The following is a 21897-nucleotide window of genomic DNA, read 5'->3' as shown; positions in this document are numbered from 1 at the left end:
TAACATATTTTAAGTGAAAATTAGATGAAGATGTTATTCGGCAAAAAAAGGCCGCTAAGTATTGTACCAATAGTACAAATTGAATAGATGCCATGCTAAATTTAAAGTTTTCAACCTTTCCGCAGCTAACTACCCAAAGGCTTATACTAAGGCAGCTTAGACCTACCGATGCCCCGCAAATACACGAGTTGAGGGCCAACCCCGAAGTGAACCGGTATATCGACCGGCCAGCATCAACCGGCGTGGCGGATGCTTTGGCCTTTATACAAAAAATAATTACACTCACACAAAACGGCCATAGCTTTTACTGGGCCATTACCTTAAAAAGTGAGGATTTGTTAATTGGCACCCTATGCTTTTGGAATATTGACGAAGCCAACCAAAGCATTGAGCTTGGGTACGAACTACTGCCCGACTACCAGGGCAAGGGCATTATTACCGAAGCCATAACCGAAGTTTTACAATTTGGCTTTACGCAAGTTGGGGCAAAAGCTATAATGGCATTCCCTTCGGCAAACAATGCAAGATCGGTAGCGGTATTGCAAAAACTTGGTTTCGAGCTCAGTGATGGGTCTTACGACAACAGTCACGATGGTGTGGATAATATGCTTACCTATATCTTAACTCTGGAAAAAGCCGGACTTAAAAACCCCACAAAAACGTAAATTACCATGACACGCCATAGCCAAAAACTGTATACATTTGCGGCTTGTTAATTAGTTATGGCTAAAATTTCTATCAACCTGGCAACAGGCTCACTGCAAAAAGAAGAGATCATTGTTGGTATCGACTTGGGCACCACCAATTCGCTGGTGGCTTTTATTGATCCTGATAAGCAACCCAAGGTTATAAACGATATGGGCAAGGGCGTTTTGGTGCCATCTATTGTCCACTTTGGCCCTGCCGGGGAAATTAGCGTTGGCAACGAAGCCAAAAACTTTTTACTAACCGATCCGCAAAATACCATATTCTCGGTTAAGCGCCTGCTGGGCCGCTCGTACCATGATATTGAAAAACATAAAGATTTTTTTAGCTACAAAGTAATTGACGATAACAGCGAGAGCCTTGTAAAAATTAAAGTCGGCGATAAATTTTATACGCCCATCGAGCTTTCTGGCCTGATATTAAAGGAACTGAAAGAGCGTGCCGAACACGCGCTTAAAACGCCCGTTAACCGCGCTGTAGTTACCGTGCCGGCTTATTTTAACGATTCGCAACGGCAGGCCACACGCGATGCCGGTAAGCTTGCCGGCCTTGATGTGCTGCGGATTGTTAACGAACCTACGGCGGCAAGTTTAGCCTACGGCATCGGGCTCGACCCATCCGAAACTAAAACTATTGCAGTTTACGATTTGGGCGGCGGCACCTTTGATGTTTCGATACTGCAAATACAGAACGGTATTTTTGAGGTGCTGGCCACCAACGGCGATACCTTTTTAGGCGGCGACGATTTTGACCGCGCCATTTTAGATTACTGGATTGAACAAAACAAGCTTGACCGTGCCGCTTTGTTAGCCAACCGCGAACTTTTACAGGAATTAAGGCTCAAGGCCGAAGAGGCTAAAATATCTTTCAGCCATCAAAGTATTTTTAACCAAAAGGTGGGCGATATTTGGTGCACCATTGATAAGCAAACCTTTGAGGCACTTATTTTGCCCAAGGTTGTACTAACCATTAACAGTTGCAAAAGCGCCCTGGCCGATGCTAACCTTAGCATTAACCAAATTGACGAGGTGGTGATGGTTGGCGGCAGCACGCGCACGGCGCTGGTTAAAAAAATGGTTTCGGAATTTTTTGGCCGCAAACTGCACGACGAGGTTAACCCCGACGAGGTGGTTGCCCTTGGTGCCGCCATACAGGCCGATGTTTTGGCCGGCAACCGGAGCGATATTTTGTTGCTGGATGTTACCCCGCTATCGTTAGGTATTGAAACAATGGGTGGTTTAATGGATGTAATTATTCCGCGCAACACCAAAATACCAACCAAGGCTGGCAGGCAGTACACCACATCAATAGATGGGCAGGTGAACATGAAAATTGCCGTTTACCAGGGCGAGCGCGATTTAATTAAAGAGAACCGTAAACTGGCCGAGTTTGACCTGAAGGGTATCCCATCTATGCCTGCCGGTTTCCCCAAAGTGGATATTAACTTTTTGCTTAACGCCGATGGCATTTTAAAGATACAGGCTATTGAGCTGCGCAGCGGTGTAAAACAAGAGGTTGAAGTTAAACCCGCCTACGGCATTACCGACGATTTGGTTGAACAAATGCTAATGGACAGCATAACTCACGCCAAAGACGACGTGGCCCAGCGCATGTTAATTGAGGCCCGCACCGAAGGCGAACAAATGGTTTACACCGTAAAAAACTTTATAGAAAAAAACACAAGCTGGCTAACCGTTAGCGAAATTACCGACACCACCAAACTGCTCAACACCCTAAAGGAAAGCCTAACCACCGGCGATAAAGACATTATACACAAAGCTATAGACGAGCTGAACGAGTTTACCCGCCCCTTTGCCGAACGCCTGATGGACCAGGCTATTGGCACCGCCATGCGCGGTAAAAGTTTGGAGTAAAAACAGTAGACCAAACTTCACAACCGCGTCAATTATAAGGAACTAAGCAATCTCCACATAGGGCTATTCTGCAAGCCGGTTTGCGCTACGCGGAGATCGCTTAGTTATTAATGACGTAGTTTTCCCTCATTTTTAACCTACATCAACCCGGCCATACAAAAAGCAGATTGTTGTGGTTTAGCCAATGGGTAGCCAAAAGCAAAATTTGCTTCCTTCGCCCATTTCGCTTTCAACGCTTATTTTGCCGGCCTGGGCCTCAATAAAATCTTTTGCTATAGCAAGGCCAAGGCCGGTACCGGTTTGCTCGGTTGTGGCACCTGGTATTTTAAAGTACCTGTCGAAAATGCGCGAAAGGTATTTGTGTTCAATACCCTGCCCATGGTCTGTTACCGAAAAGTAAATGCTGTCTTTTTTATGTTTTTCAACAGTTAGGTCAACCTCGGCATTTTCGCGGCTGTATTTTATGGCGTTGGAGAGCAGGTTTATTAGCACCCAGGTTGATTTATCCAAGTCGGCCCGCACGTTTGGCAACGTTGCATCGCATTTAACTTTAATGGTAACGTGGCGCTGGTCGGCAATAAACTTAACGGCCTTAACGGCATAGTCAACAATGTTTTGCGGGTGTGTGCTGCCAAAGTTAAGTTGTATTTTACCGGTTTCAAGCTGGCCCATGTCCAATAATTCTCCGGTAATATGCAGCAGGCGGCGGGTATCGTCCTCAATGTTTTCTAACAACGATCGCTGCTCGGTATTCACCTGCCCTACCCTATCATCTTCCAGCAGTTTTAAGCTCATTTTTATTGATGATATAGGCGTTTTAAGTTCGTGCGATATGGTGGCTATAAAGTTGGTTTTTGCCTCATCCAATTGCTGAAACTCGGTAATGTTTTTCAAAATAATAACCTTGCCAATAAAGCGGGCATCATTGGTAACATCAAGCACTTCTTTGGTAAAATAGCTCTCCTGGCCGTCGGCAAATATTTTCATTTTGCGGTTATCGGTTACCAGTATATTGCGCAGCAAATCGTTTTCTTCGGCTATGTGCGGGGCAAACTCGTTAATCAGTTTATCTTTAGGGAGGCCAATTAAGTTGCAGGCTACATCGTTGGCAAAAATAATGGTTTGCTTATCGTCAACCCCTATCAGGGCATCGTGCATGGAGTTGATAATGGTTTCTATGCGCCTTTTTTCAAAAAGCACGTTAGCTAGGTTGCTGGTTTCATATTCGCTTAGTTTTTTGGCCATTTGGTTAAAGGCATCGGCAAGCTCGCCATACTCGTCTTTCGAGTTAAAAACCAGGCGTTTGCTATAGTTTTTGTTTGCTATTTGCAATATGCTTTGCGTTAACTCGCGGATTGGCGTAGCTATATACCCCGGAAAATTAACCATAAAGCTAAAGCTGATTAAAAAGCAAAACGAACCGATAAGGGCAATTATAATTAAGGCGTGCTTGGCTGTATCACTAGCTTTGGCATCTTTGAGCCTAATGGCGTCCATATTAATGGTCATGATGGTGTTGATAGTGTTACGCATCTTAACGGCGAGTTGTGCGGCTTGCACCGGGTTGTTGGCCGAAAGCTGATAGCTGTTATATAAACTTCGCAACGAGCTGGTTAGCTGTTTTTCGCCGGGCTCGGTTATGTTGTGCTCCTGGGCCGTTAGGTTGGTGCTTATTACTTTTAAACTTGCCGGGGTTAAAGGTGCATCTAACTCACTGCTTATATTTTTAAGGTAATTGAGGGTGTTGTAATTATCTTTTAAAATAGCTTTAGAATCGTTTGATAACTGTTGCAGATAGTAAGCTGCAAGGCCCGAACATAGCAGGGCCAGTAAAAACAGAAAGCTTATACCGGCGCGAAGTTTATTTTTAATGCTCATGTTATGATAGTATTACAATATCGATATGGGTTTTCGACATTTTGTTTAATAATTGGGTAAATACAGCCGTTTTTAAAATAAGCTGGTAAAATTTAAACTGTGGTTTGCCAAGGCAAATGGTGGTAACACCATGTTCTTCGGCGGCTTGCCAAATTGTTTTAGCAATATTATTGCTTTTAACCTTCAGCAACTCGCCGCCTAACTGGGTTGCCAGTTTAAAATTATTGATAAGGTGCCTTTGCGATGCCAGGTTAATTTTATCGCTGCTTTCGCCATCAGTTTGCACGTACAGCACATACCATTTTGAGCGGTAGTATGATGCCAGCCGCGCCGTTTTACGGATGATAACTTTAGCCGTTTCTTCATTGGTGCTAATGCAGGCCATCAATAACTCGGGCCGCAGCTTTATATTTTTAGGTACCTCAATATCAATTTTACGCTCAACCTGGTGGGCCACTTCTTTAAGGGCCAGTTCGCGCAGTTGTAAAATGCGCTCGGCCTGGAAAAAGTTATTTAGCGCGGTTGGTATTTTTCGCTCGTCGTATATTTTTCCGGCTTTAAGGCGGTCTATCAGTTCGTCGGCGGTAAGGTCAATATTAACCACCTCGTCTGCCAGTTGCAAAATACTGTCGGGTATGCGTTCGTTTATTGTAACGCCGGTTATCTTCTCCACCTCCTCGTTCAAACTTTCAATATGCTGAATGTTTACTGCGCTTATTACATTAATACCGGCGTTTAAAATTTCAACAACATCCTGCCAGCGTTTTTCGTTAGGGCTGCCTTCAATGTTGGTGTGTGCCAGCTCGTCAACCACAACAACATCCGGATGGGTACTAATAATGGACTTTAAATCCATTTCTTCCAGCTCTTTGCCTTTGTAAAACAATTTGCGGCGCGGTATAATTGGCAAGCCTGTTAGTTGGGCCTCGGTTTCAAGCCGTTTATGGGTTTCAACGTAACCTATTTTCACGTCGATACCGCTACGCAGCAGGGCCTGGGCCTCAAGCAGCATGCGGTAGGTTTTGCCTACCCCGGCGCTCATACCAATGTATATTTTAAACTTTCCCCGGCGTGATCTTTTAATCAATTCGAGAAAGTGTTGCACCGATTCTTCTTTTTCCATTTTTATATCAGATCACTCATTTCAACCTAAAGGAGAAATCTTTTGCGTGAGATGGGGTCTGTACTGTAGACTTGTCGCTCGCAAAAGATTTCTCACTACCACTCAAAAGGACATTTTTTACTTTTTAGCCATTGCATCCAGCGCAACGTTCAATTTCAGCACGTTTACTTTTGATGGGCCAAATATGCCTAACCAGGGTTGCTCAACATGCTGGTTAACCAGTGCCAAAACACCCGCAACAGGCAGGTTGCGCACTTTAGCTATACGGGCAGCCTGTACCTTGGCACCATCTGGCGATATATCCGGATCAAGACCGCTGCCCGATGCTGTAACCATTTCTGATGGGATTTGGCTGCGGGTTACGCCTGGGTTATGTTTTAAAAAGTTTTGGATACGACCCTCAACATCCTTTAAATAATCGGGATTGTTTGGGCCCTTGTTTGAGCCGGCAGAACCATCGGCATGGTAATCAACCGCTGACGGGCGCGACCAAAAGTACTCGTCTTTAGTAAACTTTTGGCCAACATTAGCGTAGCCTACTACTTTACCGTTTACTGTAATGGTTTGGCCATCGCCACCGCCGGGGGTTAGTTTACCAACCAGCGAAATTAATAAAGGGTACACGCCTCCCATCAATACTATAAGTATGATAGTGATTTTAAGGGATGGCAAAAAATATGCTTTCATGATTAATTAAAATTAAATTCTTAAATAAATAGGGTTACGGCAAGGTCAATCAATTTGATACCTATAAATGGTATAATTACCCCGCCAAAACCATAAATAAACAGGTTGCGACGCAACAATGCGCTTGCACCAATAGGCTTATACTCAACACCCTTTAAGGCTAATGGTATAAGTAAAGGTATTATAATGGCGTTAAATATTACTGCCGACAGTATGGCCGATTGCGGGCTGTGCAAACCCATAATATTTAAAGCCTTTAAGGCAGGTATTGATACCATAAACAAGGCCGGCACTATGGCAAAATACTTAGCCACATCGTTAGCTATCGAAAACGTGGTAAGCGTTCCGCGGGTCATGAGCAATTGTTTTCCTATTTCAACAATCTCAATCAGTTTAGTAGGGTCGTTGTCCAAGTCAACCATGTTACCGGCTTCTTTGGCGGCTTGTGTACCGCTGTTCATGGCCACACCAACATCGGCCTGTGCCAGTGCAGGGGCATCGTTTGTACCGTCGCCCATCATGGCTACCAGCTTGCCGCCTTGTTGCTCGCGTTTAATGTAATTCATTTTATCTTCGGGCTTGGCTTCGGCAATAAAATCGTCAACACCGGCCTTTTCGGCAATAAACTTGGCAGTAAGCGGGTTATCACCAGTTACCATTACGGTTTTAACACCCATTTTGCGCAGGCGCTCAAAACGTTCGGCAATGCCGGGTTTAATAATATCCTGCAATTCAATCACACCCAAAATCTGTTCGTTTTCTGATACTACCAGTGGTGTACCACCTTTAGACGATATGGCGCGAACCTGATCGGCAGTTTCGGAAGGGAACACGTTACCGGCCTTTTCGGCGATGTTACGGATAGAATCAAAGGCGCCTTTACGGATGCGCAAACCATCGGGCGTATCTAAACCGCTTGAGCGGGTTTCGGCAGTAAACTTAATAAATACCGAATCTTTTGGAGCCTTAACCGAAAGCATGTTTTTTGATTGCTCGGCCAGTTCAACAATTGATTTACCTTCGGGAGTTTCGTCGGCCAGGGAGCTTAATATGCAGGCCCTTGTAAAAGCAACCTCATCAACCCCATGGGCAGGGTAAAAGTTTGTGGCTTTACGGTTACCTATGGTTATGGTGCCGGTTTTATCAAGCAACAGGGTATCTAAATCGCCGGCAGTTTCAACCGCCTTGCCCGATTTTGTGATTACGTTGGCACGCAACGCCCTATCCATACCTGCAATACCGATGGCCGATAAAAGGCCACCGATAGTGGTAGGTATCAAACAAACAAACAGGGAAATAAAAGCCGCTATGGTAATCGGGGTGTTAGCATATTCGGCAAAGGGTTGCAGCGTAACGCATACAATAACAAATATCAGCGTAAAGCCAGCCAGTAAAATGGTAAGGGCAATTTCGTTAGGTGTTTTTTGGCGCGATGCACCTTCAACCAGGGCTATCATTTTATCTAAAAAGCTTTCGCCAGGTTGGGTGGTTACCATTACTTTTATCCTGTCGGATAATACTTTGGTACCACCGGTAACTGATGATTTATCACCGCCAGACTCGCGGATTACCGGGGCAGATTCGCCGGTAATGGCCGATTCATCAATTGTGGCTATACCTTCAATAATTTCGCCGTCGGTTGGTATATTATCGCCTGTTTCGCAAATAAACACATCACCTTTTTTTAACTGGCTCGACATTACCTTTTCTTCCTTACCGTTTACCAGTAAGCGGGCAGGTGTTTCTTCGCGGGTTTTGCGTAAGCTTTCGGCTTGTGCTTTACCACGGGCCTCGGCAATGGCTTCGGCAAAGTTGGCAAACAATACGGTGAGTAATAAAACTATAAACACAGCCAGGTTATAGCCAAAACCGCCCTGACCCTTGTTTGCAACCGAATATGCGGTTACTACAAGCATTACCACGGTGCCAATTTCAACCGTAAACATTACGGGGTTGCGCACCAATATGCGGGGATCAAGTTTGATAACGGATTGCTTTAAAGCCTCCCTTACCTGATCGCCCTGAAACAAAGTATTTTGAGTTGATTTCATTTTCTTAGTTGTAATTATTTGATAGAAACGTGTTCGGCAATTGGACCAAGTGCAAGCGCAGGGAAGAATGATAGCGCAGCAACAATAAATATTACCGCAAATATCATGATGCCAAACGTTACACTATCGCTTTTTAAAGTACCGGCAGATTGTGGTATGAATTTTTTATTAGCCAGCAAACCTGCAATGGCAACCGGGCCTATAATTGGTAAAAACCTGCCGATAAACATCACTATGCCTGCACCTACGTTCCAAAAAATGGAGTTATCGCCTAAACCTTCGTAGCCAGAACCGTTGTTGGCCGAGCTTGAAGTAAATTGGTAAAGCATTTCGGAAAAGCCGTGAAAGCTTGGGTTAGCCAACCATGCCGACGGTTTTTCGGCCCAATCAATATTAGGGAAATGTACCAGCGCATATGATGCTGCGGCTGTGCCAACCAATATTAAAAAGGGGTGCAATAAAGCTATCAGCGAAGCTATCTTCATTTCGCGGGCCTCAATTTTGCGCCCCATAAACTCGGGCGTGCGGCCTACCATTAAGCCCGAAATAAACACAGCGATGATGATAAAGATGTAGAAGTTTAAATAACCTACGCCCACGCCACCATAAAAGGCATTAATCATCATATCAAACATTTGGCTCATGCCGGATATTGGCATCATGCTATCGTGCATGGCGTTTACCGAACCATTTGATGTTACCGTTGTACATATACCCCAATAAGCAGATGCTGCCGGGCCAAAGCGGGTTTCTTTACCCTCCATTGCGCCGCCGGGTTGGCTTATGCCCATATGTGCAAGGGCAGGGCTGCCGCTAACTTCGGCGTTAATTGATGGGATGAGCATAATTAGGAAGCCGGCCGTCATCACACCATAAATTACCCACGATAGTTTTTTGCGGTTTAAATAAAAACCTAATGCAAAAACCAATGCTATAGGTATAAGTATGATGCTAATGTTTTCAACCATGTTGGTTAAATAATTAGGATTTTCGAGCGGGTGGGCAGAGTTTGCGCCAAACCAGCCGCCACCGTTGGTGCCTACCTGTTTAATGGCTATCATACCGGCTGCAGGGCCGCGCGATACATGGGCGGTATCGCCTTGTAAAGTTATTAGTGTTTGTTTACCTGCGTAACTTGTAGGTGTACCGTTAAAGGCTAATATTACTGCTACAACAATACTTATAGGCAACAATAAGCGGGTTATTGATTTGATAAAAAAGTCCCAAAAGTTACCAAGTTTATCGGTAACCTTATCTTTCATGGCTTTAAAAACAACCATCATGGCGGCTATACCTGTTGCCGCGCTTACAAAGTGTAAAAACGTAAACACAAATAATTGTGTGTAATATGTAGCACCACTCTCGCCCGAATAATCTTGCAGGTTGGTGTTGGTTATAAAGCTGATGGCGGTGTTAAAGGCCAAATCGGGCGTTTGATTTGGATTTGCATCGGGGTTAAGCGGCAAATGAGCCTGAAACATTAAGCAAAAAAAAGCATAAAACAACCAAAGTACATTAATGGTAAGCAACGCTTTGAGGTGTTGTTTCCAATTCATTTCCTTTTCGGTATTAATACCGCTTATTTTAAAAATAAGCCGCTCTAAAGGGGCCATAAAATTGAGCCAGGTTTTATCGCCATTAAATACTTTGGCTATGTATTTACCCAATGGGATGGCTAATAGAATAGTAACCAAATACATGATTATTACTCCGGTTAATTCGGTGTTCATAGTTTAAAATTTTTCGGGGTTAAGCAGTACGTATATCATGTAAATAAAAACGGCTACTGCAACAATGAATAGTGCAAGCATGATGATTAAATGTTTTCGAAATAGTTAACGGATTTAAAAAAGAGCCAAAAAAAGGCTACGAAGATGACTACGTAGGCAATGGTGAGTATCGTGTCCATAAAGTTTAATTTTTGTTTTGATGTGCTGTTTGCCAAAGATGTGCCAACAATAACCACAACTAACTTAAACATCTGAAAATCATATACATATAACCAATATCACATTAAATAATGTTATTGCACACAAAAAAACCCTTCCAAATTGGTAGGGTTTTACCATATAGCTATGGCATGGGGTAAATATTGTTGTTTATTCTTTGTTTAAATGATATTCGTCTATTTTGCGGTAAAGAGTTGTTAAACCAATATCAAGCAAACGGGCGGCTTCGGTTTTATTGCCCTTTGCAAAATGCAATATTTTGTTGATGTGATTTTTTTCGATAGCTGCCAAAGTGTATGATGATGCCGCCGCGTCCATATCGCCATAAAAATCAATAGGCAGCACATCGGCGGTGAGGGTTGGGGTGCTGCATATAATAACAGAGCGTTCGATAATGTTTTTTAGTTCGCGGATGTTGCCCTTCCACTTATGTTTTTCTAAACGGCTTAAAAACTCGGGGTCCATCCCGGTAATTTTTTGTCCAATTTTGCGGGTGTATTCTTTTAAATAGTGTTTGGCAAGTAAAGGTATATCATCTTTACGCTCGTTAAGCGATGGCAAAACTATTTGGAAAACCGATAAGCGGTAAAACAAATCTTCCCTAAAATTGCCTTTAGCAATTTCGTCGTCAAGCCTGCGGTTGGTTGCTGCAATAATGCGTACATTAATTTTAAGCGTTTTAGTATCGCCCACTTTAATAAACTCGCCACGCTCAATTACCCGCAATATTTTGGCTTGCAGGTCAATATTCATTTCGCCAATTTCATCTAAAAACAATGTGCCCCCGTCGGCTTCTTCAAACAAACCTTTTTTATCTTTTACGGCACCTGTAAATGCGCCTGCTTTATGGCCAAATAATTCGCTCTCCAGCAAATCTTTACCAAAGGCACTACAGTTAACGGCAACAAAATTTTGCGTTTTGCGCGCACTATTGTAATGTATGGCCTGCGCAAAAACTTCTTTCCCGGTGCCGGTTTCCCCAAGCAATAAAACGGTGGTATCGGTAACGGATACTTTTTTTGAAAGTTCGATAGCGGCGTTGATGGCCTTTGAATGGCCTATGATAGAATCGAAAGTGTGGTTATTGCCTATTTTGTTTTTAAGCTGAAAAACCTGTATTTGTAACAAGGCTTTTTCCATTGCCTTGCTTAGCATAGGCAATATTTTATCGTTATCGTCGCCTTTGGTTATGTAATCAAAGGCGCCGTTTTTGATAGATAGTACCCCATCCTGAATGGTGCCGAAGGCCGTTAGGTTAATTACTTCTACGTAAGGCTTTTTTTCTTTAATTTGTTTAACTAGTTCTACGCCGTTAATATCGGGCAGCTTAACATCGCTTATCACTACATTAATCTCTTCGTGCATCAATACCTTTAAACCTTCTTTACCGGTGTTGGCCTGAAAAACCTTGTATCCTTCCAGCTCAATAATGCGGGCCAAAAGGGCACTTAATTTTTTTTCGTCATCTATAATCAATACGGTTGATTGCATTTTTGGGATTTTTTTTTTAATTTACTGCTAAAGTTATGCCACCTTATGTTTTATACGCAACAGCATATATACAGTTGTATTTTAAAATTGGCAAGTTTAAAAACAATACCAATTTAAAAGGTTCTTTTTCAAAATGGCGTATGCTAGTTTAACCATATGCATTAAAAATAGTATTGCTTTTTCACAAAATAAAAAGTGCGAAGCAATTTTATTTTGTGTTCTTGTGTGTGTTATATCTTTAAACAGCCAAGCTACATAGCACTCCTAAATAACTGGCTGCTTTTATGGTATAGCGAAGGTAAGATATTAAACTGCATCAATTTTTTAAATAGTTGCGCTTGCTTAATTTGCGGCAAAATAAATTGGTTAGCGAAACCGAAAAATGCCTGCCCGAAGGTTAGCGGTCTTTATTGATAAGTGCAAGCTCTAATAAGGCATAACATATCATTTTGATTATCAGAAAGATAAAAAAAAGCCACCAACCACATTATTACCATGGTTTGTGATAAGTTAATCTATCTTTGGGGCTAAATTTTACAATTATATTTTCATGGCAAAAGCATCCGAAATTAAAGTAGGTAATATTCTACGCTTCAACGGCGAACTGGTAACTGTAACTGAAGTATTGCATCGCACACCAGGAAAAGGCGGAGCTTTTTATTTAGATAAGTTTCGTAACATTAAAACCGGAAAAATTGTGGAGGCGCGTTTAGCTACCGACGAACAGGTTGAAATTTGCCGTGTTGAAACTAACGATTTTCAATACCTGTATGAAGATGGCGATTTTATGGTTATTATGGATAATACCACCTTCGACCAACATAACATCCCGAAAACATTATTTGGCCCGGCGGTAAAATTTTTGAAAGAGGGCATGAACGTTATTGTTTCTTTTGAAAGCGAAGAGCCCATTATGGCGCAAACACCCAACTTTGTTGAACTGGAAATTACCTATGCCGAACCAGCCGTTAAAGGCGATACATCTTCGGGAGCACTTAAAACTGCAACTACCGAAAATGGCGTGGAAATTAAAGTGCCGCTTTTTGTAAACCAGGGCGATAAAATAAAAGTAGACACCCGCACCGGCGATTATATTGAGCGTGTTAAATAAGCACCGTTAGAGAACGTATATCCGTTCACAAAGGGATATGTACGGGCGGGATATAGATAAGCTGCAATTATTTACCAAAATACCTCGTAAAATATACTACTGAAAAAGCAATTCGCCATCACAAAATATAAATATTTTGGGTGGCGAATTGCTTAATATTTTGCGTAGAAGACACGTACAGATAACAGCTTTAAAGCTCTGCTATCTGTACGTGTTTCATTTAAAAAGAAACACCTAACTGTAAACCGGTACCTACAGCCGTTTGCTGATCGTTACCAAACCTAAACGGGAACCGAACAGATACAAAAAGATTGGCATCTTTCCCTTTTTTAAGCACCTTATTAAATACAGGCGTTACGCCAAACCTACCATTGGTTTCGAAAGCCATGCGGCCAATAAAGGTAAAACCATGTTTAAAGCGTAACATTGCGCCGGAATGAAACAATACTTTGTGTTCGCTTTTTAAATATTGTTTTCGGTGCGGATAGAAGAGCTATGGTCTATGATTTTAGAACTTCTATATTTTCCTATACCTCGTCTGCTTTTTACTATTTAAACAATTTAAATTTAATACCCAGTTCAAAGGTGTTGGGTGCATAGGCACTCACCGCACCTGTGTTGTTGGTGTAGGCAAATAGCAGGCCCATCGTAGGCAGGTCAAGCCCGGCACCGAAGGTGATGGTTTTGTTGGTGTGGTATACTGTGGAGATGTCGAAGTGGTTGGTTGGCATCAAAAGGTCTACTCCGCCATCAAAAATATTGTCGAAACCTTTAACGCCCCTATAGGCTACCTTGGGTTCTACAATCAGTTTGTTGTACGGGTTGTCGAACGTGATTTTGTAACTTGCTGCCGTGAAAAACGTTGCCCGGTCTATTTCTAAATCTTCGCCGTCGGCCTGTGAGAAGATGCTCTTCAGGTTTGGTAATGAGCCTTGCAGGGTGAGTGCCTTGTTGGTGTATGATAGGCCGAAGTCGCCGTCTACATATGCGCCTCTGTTGTTATAGTTGGCTGCCTGGATGTCGCTGGCATCGCCTACTATTTTGCTATAGTCCAGATGGTTGCTCGTGATGCCTAAGGATAAGCCGAAGTTCAGCTTATCACCATCGCCGCTAATGGGCAAATGGTAGGCAAATGTACCCATCACACGTGTTCTGGATAGTAAGCCTGCCTGGTCGGCATTCAGGTTAATACCAAGCCCTACGTTGTTGCCCGCGCCAAAGTCTACCGTGGCATTCTGCAGCTTGGGGCCGCCGGGTACCGTGTTCCACTGTTGCTGGTAGCCCAGGTTCAGGTTCAAGCCTTTTTCCATCCCTGCCATTGCAGGGTTTGTGAGGTACTCATTCTGGAAATACCCCGAATGGAAGCCTGTTAACTGTGCCTTGGCTCCCTGTGTTGCTCCAAGCATGCACAGTACGCCTATTACCAGGTGCAGTGCTTTTATATTTTGTGATCTCATTATCTTGTATGCTTTCATTATTAATAGTTAATAATTTGATATGTCTTTCTTTATCCCATCCTTTGGGACCGTTATCCGGCACTTGCCTTTTTTTTTCTCTCTTGATTCCTGATTCTGGCTTCCTGATTCTATCTTATGGCTTCCTGATTCTATCTTCCGAATTATCTCTTCCTCAGGATGCTGATGTATCCTTTGATCGGTTGTGCTCCAAAGATGCCCAGGTCTATCGCATAGTAGTACGTACCTTCGGTTAACGGTGAGCCGCTCAGGGTACCATCCCAGGTATTGGCATAGCTATGCTGAGCAAACACGATACGGCCTGCTCTGTCAAATACTTTTACGGTATTGTTAGGGTACAGCAATATGTCTTTAATGATCCAGTTATCGTTCTTGCCGTCTCCGTTAGGGGTCAGGATGTTGGTTGCAAATACCGCATCTGGTGGTACTGCTCTGTACAGTGTTATGGTATAGGTCAGTTTCGTTGTTCCGTCCTGTGCGGTTACCAGTACTGTGATGGTGTTATTGCCTACGCTCAGGTCAACTGCAAAGGGTCCGCCGTTGGTTGCAGGCAGGCCGTTCACCAGAACCGTGGCCGTTGGGTCGGCCGTCGGGATCACTGTTACATTGCTTACGCTGTTGGCTACCGATGTGGTATAGCTAAACGTGCCTGTTGCAAATGTTGGCGACAGGATGCCGTTGCTGATCGTGAGGTTACTCAGGTTGGCATTCGTTAACGGGATTACCCTGAACGTACCTGCTACATAGCTGATGCTATAGTTGGGGCCTACTGCGCCGCTTGCCGTAATAGGGTAAGTACCGGGCAACGAGGTGATGGTGGCTGTAGTGGTGATTGTTGGCTGGGTGCTTAGGCTGTTATTGGTATCGCCATTCACCAGGCCGGTATACGTTACCGTTAGTGTTGGGTTTGGCTGACCGTAGTTCCTGCTGATGTTATTGGCCGTAATCACCAAGGGTGCCTGCGTTACCGTTAGCGTGGCTGCTGTATAGCTGATGCTATAGTTTGCACTGGCTGCGCCTGTAGCTGTGATGGGATATGTGCCTACTGCCGAACTTGCTGTTGCTGTGGTGGCAATGGTTGGCTGGGTGGTGAGTTTCGTTGCGTCGTCGCTATTCACAAAACCGCTATAGGTTACTGCCAGCGTTGGGTTGGCTGCGCCGTATACTTTGGTTTGGTTAACCGCCGTGATGTTAAGCCCTGCTTTGGTTACCGTTAGCGTGCCTGTGGTATAGCTGATGGTATAGTTGGAGCTTGCTGCGCCTGTAGCGGTAATGGGGTACGTATTAACCTGGCTGCCTGTTACTGCCGTAGTCGTGATGGTTGGTTGGGTGGTCAGGCTGCTGTTGGTATCGCCGTTCACAAAGCCGCTATACGTGGCTGTTAAGGTTGGGTTGGCTGCGCCGTAGGTCTTGGTTTGGTTTACCGCCGTGATATTAAGGCCTGCCGGGGTTACTGTTAGCGTGCCTGCTGTATACGTAATGGTATAGTTAGAAGCTACCGCGCCTGTAGCTGTAATAGGATAAGTGCCTACCGATGAAGCTGCCGTTCCTGTGGTCGTGATCGCTGGCTGCGTGGTTAATACACCGCTCGTTTCGCCGTTTACAAAGCCGCTGTAGGTTACTGCCAAGGTTGGAAGAACTGCGCCGTAGGTTTTGGTAGCGTTGCTTGCTGTGATGGTTAGGCCTGCCGGGGTAATGGTTAGGCTACCAGCTATATAAGTTATGGTGTAGTTTGATGAAACTGCTCCGCTTGCTGTGATCGGGTAAGTTGCTACCGGGCTGCCTGTTACTGCTGCTGTAGTAAGCGTAGGTGCAGTCGTTAAGCTTGCTGCGTTATCCGTCCCAACAAAGCCGCTGTACGATGCCGTGAATGTTGGGTTAACCAAGCCGTAGGTTTTGCTTTGATTATCAGCAGTGATGAACAAGGCTGCTTTGCCTATGGTTAATGTTCCGGCAGTATAAGTGATCGTGTAGTTTGATGATGCCGCTCCCGAAGCTGTGATCGGGTAAGTTGCTACCGGGCTGCTTGTTACTGCTGCTGTAGTAAGCGTAGGTGCAGTCGTTAAGCTTGCTGCATTATCCGTTCCAACAAAGCCGCTGTACGATGCTGTGAATGTTGGGTTAACCGAGCCGTAGGTTTTGCTTTGATTATCAGCAGCGATAAACAAGGCTGCTTTGCCTATGGTTAAGGTTCCGGCAGTATAAGTTATCGTATAGTTTGGTGAAACTGCTCCACTTGCCGTGATCGGGTAAGTTGCTACCGGGCTGCTTGTTACTGCTGCTGTAGTAAGCGTAGGTGCGGTAGTTAAACTTGCTGCGTTATCCGTTCCAACAAAGCCGCTGTATGATGCTGTGAATGTTGGGTTAACCGAGCCGTAGGTTTTGCTTTGATTATCAGCAGTGATGAACAAGGCTGCTTTGCCTATGGTTAAGGTTCCGGCAGTATAGCTAATGCTGTAGTTGGAACTTGCTGCGCCTGTGGCCGTGATTGGATAGCTGCCCACAGCCGAGTTTAAAGATGCGGTGGTGCTAATAGTGGGCTGAGTGGTTAAATTCGCACTCGTTTCTCCATTCACAAAGCCATTGTACGTTACCGATAACGTTGGATTGGCGGCGCCGTAAATTTTTGTTTGATTATCGCCCTTAATGGTCAACGGTGCTTTATTCATGTTGCTTAAAACCGTTGCTACATTAATCGGAGCGGCGCCCGTGCTTGTTAAAACAACATCGCCCGAATAGCTTCCAACTGCATCGGTAGCTTTTAGCCTGATGTAAACCGGCGTTGAAGCTAAGGTACCGGCTGCACCTATGGTAACGGTATTGGTAAATGTTGTATTATCGGAGCTTACCTCAAACCCGGCGGGCGGTGTTACTAAAACACCTGCTTTCAGGTCGGAACCTGATACATTGAAAAAGCTTGATGCAGATGCTGTACTATATGTTGTAGTTAGGGCTGATAAAGCACCTGTGGTTTGTATAACTGATAAGTTAGCTGGGTTACCTGTGCCTGTTGTAATTAAATAAGCCACATTGCTGGCTACCCCATTATACTCAACCGCCATTACGCGGTAAGTAGTTCCGGTGGTAAGGCCTGTAATATTTACTGTTGTACCTGTGCCATTATATACGCAGTACCAACCGCTCGTACCAATTTGAGTACCCGATGCATAATTGGCATTTGCTGTATAAGCTGTTAAATCAACCGGAGCGGGGCTGCCTGTTGTGGCTGCTGCTATAAATACGGCTCGGCTTGTACCGTTACCATTTGTCCAACTGGCGGTGGTTGATGTTGACGTAGTATTTGTAAAGGTTACATTAGTTGCCTGGGTAGTTGGCGTAGGATAAAGTGTTGTTACAGTTATAGTATTAGACAATGCACCGGTACCCGTTACCGAAACCTTATCGGCCCGGGCCCTGAAATAATAGGTTGTATTCGGGCTTAAACCGCTAACAGATTTTGAGTTGGCGCTTAATGCAAAAGGGGAGCCCGAAACCGGGGCAGTAAATGTTGCATTGGTAGAAACATCTAAAAAATAACCATTATCAACTACTCCGGTAACGGGCGTTGTCCAGTTGGTGGTAAAGCCGCTTGAGCTAAGGCTGGTGGCCGCGGTAGCCGTTGGCACCACCATAGCATAACTTTCCACAAAATTGCTGGTGTTTCCGGTTAACGTTACACCACTAAAGGCACCATCATAATGGTTGGCAGTTAAATCGGTTAATGTGGTAATACCTGTATTGTTGCCCCCGGGTACGCCCTGATCGTAATTAAAATAGGCCTGCAAACCGGTTGTAGCCGGGTCAATCGGAACCAGCATGTCGGCCTGTATATTTGCCGGGCTTCTCACCGTGTTAAAAACTCTAACTTCATCTAAGCTTCCTATTAATTTACCCTGGCTTAAATAGGAAGCGCCAATACGGTACGGGTCGTTACTTGGCCCAAAACTCCCGGTTAATGCGCTTGTACCTTGTAAAACACCGTTGTAATACATGTTCATTGTTGCACCGTCCCAGGTACAAGCTAAATGTACCCATGTATTTAGTGGCAGGGCATCTGTAGTGATAGCACCTTGGCCACCTGCGCCTGTAAATACCCAAAAGTGAGGTACATTATTCTCAATCCTGATCATATACTGGCTGTTAGCGATGCCGCTGGAACCATAATTTCCTATAATATTACTATAAGACATATCGCCGGCACGCTTCACCCACATTTCGAGGGTAAGCTTGTTAGTGCCGTTAAACAAATTGTTTATTGCCGTACCATGCTCAGTGTAGCCATTACCATCCAAAGCAAGGGCATTTCCCGGCGCAAGGTTAAAGCTGTATATGGTATTTTGGTAGGTTCCATCAGTACCGCCAATTGAAAATATGGAAGAACCAACTGTTACGGCACGCGTTTCACCGCGGCTTACAGGCAGGTTTACTCCGGTGGTCCAGGTATTTGTAGTTGGATGATAAACGTAAACACTATTGTAAAATGCTCCATTGTTATTATAATGGCTTAGCTTTCCTCCAACAACGTAAATATTACCATCAGACCCTAAAGTTACGCCAGCCTGATTTATGCCGATTGGAAGCACAGCAGCCGTTGTCCAGGTATTGGTAACCGGGTTATAAACCAAATGCGTATTTACAGCAGAGTTCCCGTCCGAGCCCCCAATAATATGAAATAGGCCATTTGCATCCAATACGGCTCCATGACCTTGACAAGTTACTGGAAGATCGGCCCCTAAGCTCCAAGTATTGGTTGCCGGATCGTATATTTGAGTACTGGTTAATGCACCTTCACCCCCAAAAACATAAATCTTTCCGTTGGGCGCAGCGGCAGCCCCGGCTTCCCAAACTGGCGATGGTATCGAGGCTAAAACCGACCACGTATTTGTAGAAGGAGTGTATTTGTAACTCCCGCTTACAACCCCGCTACTATATCCACTTATACTATAAATTGTATTGTTGTCACCAAGAGCAGACGCCTGTCCCCGAGTGTTAGTGGGGTAGTCGGCTCCAGCACTCCAACTGTTGGCGGTAACATCATAAATTTCAAGGCTGTTAAATTCGCCGCCATTACCTGTAAAACCTCCCCAAACATAAATTTTATTATTTGCAGCCACCGCGGCATGTTGGCCACGTGCTGTAGCCATACTGGCTTTTGTTAACCAAGTTTGCGCACTGGCTTTAATTACGGGAAATGAAAACAGAATTAAGCAAAACAAAAACAGCCTTTTGCCGATAGCATAAGTAAAATTTCGGGTCATATTACTAGTTTAAATTAATAAAGGTTTTTTTTTATGCCTGAGGGTTACTTTATGTATACCCGGCATTATTATTATTTTTTTAGCGTAATAGATGATAAATACCAAAAAAACAATGCGGTAAAGCTAAGTCCAAAAAAAATAATAAAAAGTCCCGAAAAAACTTAATATAAGCCCAAAAAAACCAAATTGTGCTTTTAAATAAAAGCTACAGATGAATTACACCTGCGAGGGTAAGAAATGATGGTATTTTTTAAATGCTACCGAAAATTTGCTTGGATTTTTATAGCCAAAGATCGAGGCAATATCCTTGGTGCTTTTTGGCTCGGCCTTTAACATTTGCAAGGCCAGCACCATTTGCTTTTCCTGATAGTATTGGTACATTGAATTACCATATATAGCCTTAAACAGCAATTGGAGTTTTGTTGGAGAAGTATGCAAAACGGCAGCCAGTTCGACAACGCCCGGAAAACCCGATAATAAACTGTCAACTAATGCCTTCTCGGCGCGCGCAACTAAACCGCTATCCTGCTCATGAAGCTTAACGAGTGGTTGAATGTGGGCTGTAGCGATGCTTGTGAAAAACTGTGAGATGAGTTGCAGGCAAAGCAGTTTTACCTGGATGATACCGCTATGCCCGTGGTTTTGATTTTTGAGAATCTCCAATATTTGGTCGATAAGGGTATCAGCTCCGGGTACTATATTATCCCAGGTTTTATAAGTTTCTTTGGATTCTAAAAAACTCATAAAATTGTGCAGGTCACCCTGTTTGTGCATAGGTATGTTACGCTCAAACCAATTAGTACTAAAAGCAAAGTTGGTAAAAACCCCCTGGTCGCCTTTATTAAAATAGGCTTTAATTTCGGTGCCGGGTTTGCTAAAACCCCAGCCGTGCGTAGGTATGGCTATTCCGTTTATGCCTATTCCGCGTACCGGGGAATTGTAAATAAAATGCGAAAGGAAATGGTAATCGGTAGGCTCTTTATCAAACAAGGCGTGTGTTGATACATTCTTTTTAAATTCCATTTCCGTGATAATTATCCACAAGCCTACTTCGAGTTCGCAATAGCGCATCACGCCCTGGGTAAAAATATTAGCAGTATGGATCTCTTTCCTTTCGGGAAGATATTTGGTAAAGGGCGTGTGTTTAAACGACTCAACCATAATGGCAGGGCTATTTGAAATATAAGGCAGATCAAAATAGCCGTTGCGATAAGTAAAAATATTTTTTTTGAACCGGATAAGCCAGCGGTTGATTCGAAGTTTATACAAGGATGGTATTTAAGGTTTATTTAAAATGAGGAAAGCCGAAGCTATAAATCTCTGTTAAGATACGGTTATTATTTTATGAGTATAAAATAATAACGATACTGTGTAGGGCCAACGCACCTTAGTTAATAAGCTGTTAGGAATGGTGGTTGGGTTTGATTGAAGTTTTTGTGCATTCACCCATACGCTTAGTGTCCCTTAACGTACCCCCCCCTGTATTGTTACGTACAGGGGGTATGTGCGGAAGAAGGGACTCTAATAGAACACCTTGAAGATATTTTACTGATAATCAAAGAAATAATTTCACATGTAAACGATTAACTAAGTTTCCATTTTCTATTCTCCAATGTTTACATAAATTTATAAAATGGCAGATTGGTTCAGACAAAAAAGTTGGTCGAAGGTTGACGAAGAATATTTCTTTACAAAGCTTGGACGTGCACGTAAAGATGGACGTGCCCAATATTTAAAAATACAAGCAATAGAATTGATTGAAACCAAAAATGAAAAACTACTCGATGTTGCCGAATCTTTGATTCATAAATTATTTTCTGAGTACCCTGATGATAAATTTAATCGACCAGGAGCGTTAGTCGGATTAGGTAATATCTACCAACTTAGAAATGATAACGATAGGGCAATTGAGTGTTACAAAGAAGCTATTGATTTCGAGATAATATATCCGCAAGTACGAACACAAGCTTATATCTATTTTTCTGAATTAGTAATAAAACAAGAGAAGGTTAATCTTTATGATACCGTCGAAAATATCCTTATGGATAAAATCCCAGGTACCTTGTTTCCTATTGAAAAGTATAAAGGATATTCAATTCTGTCAATTATCAATAATTATAATCATAACATAGAAAAGGCGGCAAAATTTGAAACATTGGCAGAGCAAAATGCAAGTAAAGAAACATCTGGGCTCAGATATCACAAATACCTTGGAATTGTAAAAGATCGCGATAGTTGGTTAGACAAACTGGTACGAAAAAGTTGAGATATACACACGGGACTCGAACACCAAAA

The 21897-nt window shown here is 43.5% G+C and carries 16 protein-coding genes; 4 read left to right on the top strand and 12 right to left on the bottom strand.

All coding sequences use genetic code 11. The features are described 5' to 3' along the window. Window positions 1-92 precede the first annotated feature (92 nt). Window positions 93-665, top strand: a complete 573-nt coding sequence (locus tag BDD43_RS13245) for a GNAT family N-acetyltransferase (RefSeq protein ID WP_121198118.1) — start codon at window positions 93-95, stop codon at window positions 663-665. Window positions 666-722: 57 nt separating this feature from the next. Then, window positions 723-2579: a Fe-S protein assembly chaperone HscA gene (hscA, locus tag BDD43_RS13240; protein WP_121198117.1), complete on the top strand. Its 1857-nt coding sequence runs from the start codon at window positions 723-725 to the stop codon at window positions 2577-2579. 177 nt (window positions 2580-2756) lie between these two features. Here hscA and BDD43_RS13235 read toward each other — a convergent pair whose 3' ends face one another. The 8 genes from BDD43_RS13235 to BDD43_RS13205 form a co-directional block, all read right to left on the bottom strand. Next, window positions 2757-4457 (bottom strand): HAMP domain-containing sensor histidine kinase, encoded by a 1701-nt coding sequence (locus BDD43_RS13235; RefSeq protein ID WP_121198116.1) that lies wholly within the window; start codon window positions 4455-4457, stop codon window positions 2757-2759. 1 nt (window position 4458) lies between these two features. Then, window positions 4459-5580 carry a sensor protein KdpD gene (locus BDD43_RS13230; RefSeq protein WP_121198115.1) on the bottom strand — a complete coding sequence of 374 codons (1122 nt, stop codon included), beginning with the start codon at window positions 5578-5580 and terminating at the stop codon, window positions 4459-4461. Between the two features lie 117 nt (window positions 5581-5697). Then, a complete protein-coding gene (locus BDD43_RS13225) occupies window positions 5698-6267 on the bottom strand; it encodes a K(+)-transporting ATPase subunit C (RefSeq protein WP_121198114.1) in 570 nt (189 codons plus the stop codon). A 20-nt stretch (window positions 6268-6287) separates the two neighbouring features. Further along, window positions 6288-8318 (bottom strand): potassium-transporting ATPase subunit KdpB, encoded by a 2031-nt coding sequence (kdpB, locus tag BDD43_RS13220; RefSeq protein ID WP_121198113.1) that lies wholly within the window; start codon window positions 8316-8318, stop codon window positions 6288-6290. A 14-nt stretch (window positions 8319-8332) separates the two neighbouring features. Next, a complete protein-coding gene (gene kdpA, locus BDD43_RS13215) occupies window positions 8333-10048 on the bottom strand; it encodes a potassium-transporting ATPase subunit KdpA (protein ID WP_121198112.1) in 1716 nt (571 codons plus the stop codon). Between the two features lie 3 nt (window positions 10049-10051). Continuing rightward, on the bottom strand, window positions 10052-10129 hold the full coding sequence (kdpF, locus tag BDD43_RS31070) for a K(+)-transporting ATPase subunit F (RefSeq protein WP_211339763.1): 78 nt from the start codon (window positions 10127-10129) through the stop codon (window positions 10052-10054). A 5-nt stretch (window positions 10130-10134) separates the two neighbouring features. Beyond that, window positions 10135-10299 (bottom strand): hypothetical protein, encoded by a 165-nt coding sequence (locus BDD43_RS30040; RefSeq protein ID WP_162847065.1) that lies wholly within the window; start codon window positions 10297-10299, stop codon window positions 10135-10137. Window positions 10300-10417: 118 nt separating this feature from the next. Further along, a complete protein-coding gene (locus BDD43_RS13205) occupies window positions 10418-11758 on the bottom strand; it encodes a sigma-54-dependent transcriptional regulator (RefSeq protein ID WP_121198111.1) in 1341 nt (446 codons plus the stop codon). Between the two features lie 550 nt (window positions 11759-12308). Between BDD43_RS13205 and efp the strand changes: the two genes are divergently transcribed. Continuing rightward, window positions 12309-12869 carry an elongation factor P gene (efp, locus tag BDD43_RS13200; RefSeq protein WP_121198110.1) on the top strand — a complete coding sequence of 187 codons (561 nt, stop codon included), beginning with the start codon at window positions 12309-12311 and terminating at the stop codon, window positions 12867-12869. Between the two features lie 220 nt (window positions 12870-13089). Here the strand turns inward: efp and BDD43_RS13195 are convergent, their stop codons facing one another. The 4 genes from BDD43_RS13195 to BDD43_RS13180 all read right to left on the bottom strand — a co-directional run bounded on the left by BDD43_RS13195 (window position 13090) and on the right by BDD43_RS13180 (window position 20871). After that, window positions 13090-13296: a hypothetical protein gene (locus BDD43_RS13195; RefSeq protein ID WP_121198109.1), complete on the bottom strand. Its 207-nt coding sequence runs from the start codon at window positions 13294-13296 to the stop codon at window positions 13090-13092. 121 nt (window positions 13297-13417) lie between these two features. Further along, window positions 13418-14326: a PorP/SprF family type IX secretion system membrane protein gene (locus BDD43_RS13190; RefSeq protein WP_162847064.1), complete on the bottom strand. Its 909-nt coding sequence runs from the start codon at window positions 14324-14326 to the stop codon at window positions 13418-13420. Between the two features lie 161 nt (window positions 14327-14487). Beyond that, window positions 14488-19602 carry an MBG domain-containing protein gene (locus BDD43_RS13185; RefSeq protein WP_121198107.1) on the bottom strand — a complete coding sequence of 1705 codons (5115 nt, stop codon included), beginning with the start codon at window positions 19600-19602 and terminating at the stop codon, window positions 14488-14490. 216 nt (window positions 19603-19818) lie between these two features. Then, entirely contained in the window at window positions 19819-20871 is a 1053-nt protein-coding gene (locus tag BDD43_RS13180; protein ID WP_121198106.1) for a helix-turn-helix domain-containing protein, read from the bottom strand. Between the two features lie 364 nt (window positions 20872-21235). Between BDD43_RS13180 and BDD43_RS13175 the strand changes: the two genes are divergently transcribed. Continuing rightward, entirely contained in the window at window positions 21236-21868 is a 633-nt protein-coding gene (locus tag BDD43_RS13175) for a tetratricopeptide repeat protein (RefSeq protein ID WP_121198105.1), read from the top strand. Window positions 21869-21897: the final 29 nt, after the last annotated feature.

The organism is Mucilaginibacter gracilis (assembly GCF_003633615.1).
In the GTDB taxonomy this organism is placed as follows: Bacteria; Bacteroidota; Bacteroidia; order Sphingobacteriales; family Sphingobacteriaceae; genus Mucilaginibacter; species Mucilaginibacter gracilis.
Note: the sequence above shows the minus strand (reverse complement) of the source record. Positions and strands in the feature narration are given on the sequence as shown.

What these genes read in the sequence shown, in the direction of transcription:
- BDD43_RS13245 (WP_121198118.1), top strand. Translation starts at nt 93, where the DNA reads ATGCTAAATTTAAAGTTTTCAACCTTTCCGCAGCTAACTACCCAAAGG.
- hscA (WP_121198117.1), top strand. Translation starts at nt 723, where the DNA reads ATGGCTAAAATTTCTATCAACCTGGCAACAGGCTCACTGCAAAAAGAA.
- BDD43_RS13235 (WP_121198116.1), bottom strand. Translation starts at nt 4,457, where the DNA reads ATGAGCATTAAAAATAAACTTCGCGCCGGTATAAGCTTTCTGTTTTTA.
- BDD43_RS13230 (WP_121198115.1), bottom strand. Translation starts at nt 5,580, where the DNA reads ATGGAAAAAGAAGAATCGGTGCAACACTTTCTCGAATTGATTAAAAGA.
- BDD43_RS13225 (WP_121198114.1), bottom strand. Translation starts at nt 6,267, where the DNA reads ATGAAAGCATATTTTTTGCCATCCCTTAAAATCACTATCATACTTATA.
- kdpB (WP_121198113.1), bottom strand. Translation starts at nt 8,318, where the DNA reads ATGAAATCAACTCAAAATACTTTGTTTCAGGGCGATCAGGTAAGGGAG.
- kdpA (WP_121198112.1), bottom strand. Translation starts at nt 10,048, where the DNA reads ATGAACACCGAATTAACCGGAGTAATAATCATGTATTTGGTTACTATT.
- kdpF (WP_211339763.1), bottom strand. Translation starts at nt 10,129, where the DNA reads ATGCTTGCACTATTCATTGTTGCAGTAGCCGTTTTTATTTACATGATA.
- BDD43_RS30040 (WP_162847065.1), bottom strand. Translation starts at nt 10,299, where the DNA reads ATGTTTAAGTTAGTTGTGGTTATTGTTGGCACATCTTTGGCAAACAGC.
- BDD43_RS13205 (WP_121198111.1), bottom strand. Translation starts at nt 11,758, where the DNA reads ATGCAATCAACCGTATTGATTATAGATGACGAAAAAAAATTAAGTGCC.
- efp (WP_121198110.1), top strand. Translation starts at nt 12,309, where the DNA reads ATGGCAAAAGCATCCGAAATTAAAGTAGGTAATATTCTACGCTTCAAC.
- BDD43_RS13195 (WP_121198109.1), bottom strand. Translation starts at nt 13,296, where the DNA reads ATGTTACGCTTTAAACATGGTTTTACCTTTATTGGCCGCATGGCTTTC.
- BDD43_RS13190 (WP_162847064.1), bottom strand. Translation starts at nt 14,326, where the DNA reads ATGAGATCACAAAATATAAAAGCACTGCACCTGGTAATAGGCGTACTG.
- BDD43_RS13185 (WP_121198107.1), bottom strand. Translation starts at nt 19,602, where the DNA reads ATGACCCGAAATTTTACTTATGCTATCGGCAAAAGGCTGTTTTTGTTT.
- BDD43_RS13175 (WP_121198105.1), top strand. Translation starts at nt 21,236, where the DNA reads ATGGCAGATTGGTTCAGACAAAAAAGTTGGTCGAAGGTTGACGAAGAA.